At 56.1% G+C, this 2,806-nt stretch carries 3 protein-coding genes and 3 tRNA genes; all 6 read right to left on the bottom strand.

Annotated features, from left to right (window positions below; translation table 11 throughout):
- Positions 1-130: 130 nt before the first annotated feature.
- Positions 131-206: transfer RNA gene (locus APH33_RS22600), tRNA-Thr, on the bottom strand.
- Between the two features lie 29 nt (positions 207-235).
- A tRNA-Gly gene (locus tag APH33_RS22595) sits at positions 236-309 on the bottom strand.
- A gap of 24 nt (positions 310-333) precedes the next feature.
- Positions 334-417, bottom strand: a tRNA-Tyr gene (locus APH33_RS22590).
- 153 nt (positions 418-570) lie between these two features.
- Positions 571-996 (bottom strand): hypothetical protein, encoded by a 426-nt coding sequence (locus APH33_RS22585; RefSeq protein WP_054887268.1) that lies wholly within the window; start codon positions 994-996, stop codon positions 571-573.
- A 7-nt stretch (positions 997-1,003) separates the two neighbouring features.
- A complete protein-coding gene (locus APH33_RS22580) occupies positions 1,004-1,753 on the bottom strand; it encodes a pantothenate kinase (protein ID WP_054887267.1) in 750 nt (249 codons plus the stop codon).
- Complete coding sequence (gene birA, locus APH33_RS22575) at positions 1,743-2,702, bottom strand: bifunctional biotin--[acetyl-CoA-carboxylase] ligase/biotin operon repressor BirA (RefSeq protein ID WP_054887269.1); 960 nt, start codon at positions 2,700-2,702, stop codon at positions 1,743-1,745. Before birA ends, APH33_RS22580 begins: the two co-directional genes overlap by 11 nt.
- Positions 2,703-2,806: the final 104 nt, after the last annotated feature.

Here is a 2,806-nt window from a genome sequence, read left to right as displayed (position 1 = left end):
AGTGCCGACGTTAACGTGGGGAAGGGAACGATCAAACTTTTCCTTAGCCATCGATACAATCCTCCGCAGAAGAAAATAGTCTTACGCTGATAAAACAAAGGCAGATATTTTCATATCTGCCTTGTTTATATGGAGCTCTTGAGCGGACTTGAACCGCTGACCTCACCCTTACCAAGGGTGTGCTCTACCAACTGAGCTACAAGAGCGAAACACTTTGCGCAAAATCCAGCAAACTTGGAGCGGGTAGCGGGAATCGAACCCGCATCATCAGCTTGGAAGGCTGAGGTTCTACCACTAAACTATACCCGCGGAGCTTGCGGCTCTCGCTAAAACTGGTGGAGGGAGAAGGATTCGAACCTTCGAAGCTCTCGCAACGGATTTACAGTCCGTCCCCTTTGACCGCTCGGGAATCCCTCCAGATGTGGCCGGCATTCTATTTGTCTGCCGTCCCAGTGTCAAGCTTTTTTTCAAATTTTTTCAATCAAATCTGAAACTTAGCTGCTTTGACACTCGCTTCCAGTTCTACCACCTGAGTGGTGTTCCCTGTGAAGCGGGCGCCATTCTATCAAGCTATTCACCAGTTGCAATACCCTGGCAGAAAATAATTTTATGTTTTAAGTCTTTGAAATCGTTGGAAAGAGTCTCGAGAACGGTTTGATCCAGCAAACGCTCGCTTTCCGGGGAAATCTTGAGCCAGGAACCTTCAGCGCCAGGCAACTGGCCAGACACCGGCACAGCATTGATGTCCAGGCTCAGCAGGCGCTGTCGCAACGCATCGAGTTGATCGCGAGCCATCAGGCCACCTACCACCAGGCATTCATCGCGTCGCCGGGCCGGTGCAGATACACCGGTCTCCTTGAGCAGACGGATCTCTTGCTGATTTCCTTTGTACAACGACAACGGGGCGACGTCCTTCGCCTTCAGCGGGGCTTCCTGTTGGTGCCAGACGTAATAGAAGACGTTAAGCACCAGCAACAGCAGAAACAACCAACGCATAAGCACCTCAGTCCAGTGGACAGGCTATGGCCAGACCGACAAATACCAAGTCAGGGACGACCCTGCCCTGCGGCGCCGCCTCTCGTACCAACGGCGCATCCCCTCCCGTCAGGAACACCGTGAAGTCTTCACCCCACAAAGCCCGCGCCTGCTCGAGCTGCGTGCGGGCAAAACCCTGCAGCATCAATACACAACCGCGCTCTACCGCTTCGACTGTGGAGCGCCCTGGCGCAAGGCTGCTCAATGCCCGCTCAGCCGAAGCGTCGTCATAGCGAATACGGCGCGTATGCGTACGCAGTTGGCTGCGCATGAGTGGCATACCTGGGCAGATGTAGCCACCCAGGTGCTCGCCATCGGCCGATACAAAGTCGGCCTTGGCCGCTGTGCCCAGATCAATGACCAGGCAGGCGCCCTTGGCGAGATGGAACCCACCCAAGGCCGCGAGCCAGCGATCCATGCCGAGGCGCTGGTAATCGTCATAACCATTGCGCACACCTGCCATTTCTTGTGCAGGTTCGGCAACCCGGGCAACCACTGCAAAAGCCTTGGCGATCAATGCGCAGAGGGCAGCGGTTTCATCCTCGCTACGCACACTGACGATTCGACAACCGGTAAGACGCAACGATTGCAGGGCCGCAACCTCGTCTACCAGCGCCTGGTCCGAATCGACAATGCCACCACCTACAATGGTGGCGTCGGCAGCATGAATGACACGCCACTTGATGAAGCTGTTTCCGCAATCGAGCTCAAGAATCATCACGCAACCTCAAACTGAGCTCACCACCACTGAAGCTCTTTTCCACACCGTCGACTTCAAGGCGCAATCCACCCTGCCCATCCACCCCCAGCACTACACCATCGATACGGGTGGCACCGGCGATGAGCGATACATTACGCCCCTGCCACAGATGCGACTGTTCCCACTCCTCCTGGAATGCCGCAAAACCGTAGCCCCGATGACGGGCCAATTCATGTTGCAGTTGCCGGCTGAGCATGGCCACCAGGCGATTGCGATCAATTGTCACTCCAACCTCACGTCGCATCGAGGTCCACTGCTGATCGACCTGGTCATTGACCTGCATGTTCACATTGATGCCGATGCCAAGCACCACATGGCAGACGTCTGCTGGATCGCCCACTAGCTCCAGAAGAATACCGGTGATCTTCTGCCCGCGAACCAAGACATCATTGGGCCACTTCAGCCCCACGTCCTCTACCCCAAACGCCTGCAGCGTGCGCATCACGGCCAATCCGACCACCAGACTGAGCCCCTCCAACTGACGCATGCCACCATCTACGCGCAAAACCAGGCTGTAATAGAGGTTTTCTGCAAATGGACTTATCCACATGCGCCCTCGTCGGCCACGCCCAGCGCTTTGACGCTCGGCCAGGACCAGGAATGGCGCTGATTGTCCTTCACTGGCAAGCCGCAGGCCTTCGGCGTTGGTCGAATCGATTGTTTCGTGGATGAAAACGGGCCAGCGCTCACCCTCGGTGAGCTCAGCGATCGCCTGCGCATCAAGCAAGCTCAGCGGCGCAACCAACTGGTAACCACGCCCTCGAACTTTATGAATGGTGAGGTTCAGCTCACTTTCCAGGTGTTGCAGCTGCTTCCAAACGGCGCTGCGACTCACCCCGAGGGCTGCCCCCAAGGTTTCTCCGGAATGGAACCGGCCATCCTTGAGGAGATTCAACAACTTCAGCATGCCAGTCTCGACTTGGAATAAGGCTGGCATGATAGCTAGGGGTCGTTGGCTTGCATAGGAAAAGGGCTGCGCATGGCTGCGACAAATGCCTGCATTCAGCCCAG

The organism is Pseudomonas sp. NBRC 111130 (assembly GCF_001320485.1).
Classification (GTDB): Bacteria; Pseudomonadota; Gammaproteobacteria; order Pseudomonadales; family Pseudomonadaceae; genus Aquipseudomonas; species Aquipseudomonas vlassakiae.
This window is presented reverse-complemented; position numbering and strand designations above follow the sequence as displayed.

Excerpts from the sequence above, each read along its gene's own strand:
- birA (WP_054887269.1), bottom strand. The coding sequence starts at position 2,702 with ATGCTGAAGTTGTTGAATCTCCTCAAGGATGGCCGGTTCCATTCCGGA.
- APH33_RS22580 (WP_054887267.1), bottom strand. The coding sequence starts at position 1,753 with ATGATTCTTGAGCTCGATTGCGGAAACAGCTTCATCAAGTGGCGTGTC.
- APH33_RS22585 (WP_054887268.1), bottom strand. The coding sequence starts at position 996 with ATGCGTTGGTTGTTTCTGCTGTTGCTGGTGCTTAACGTCTTCTATTAC.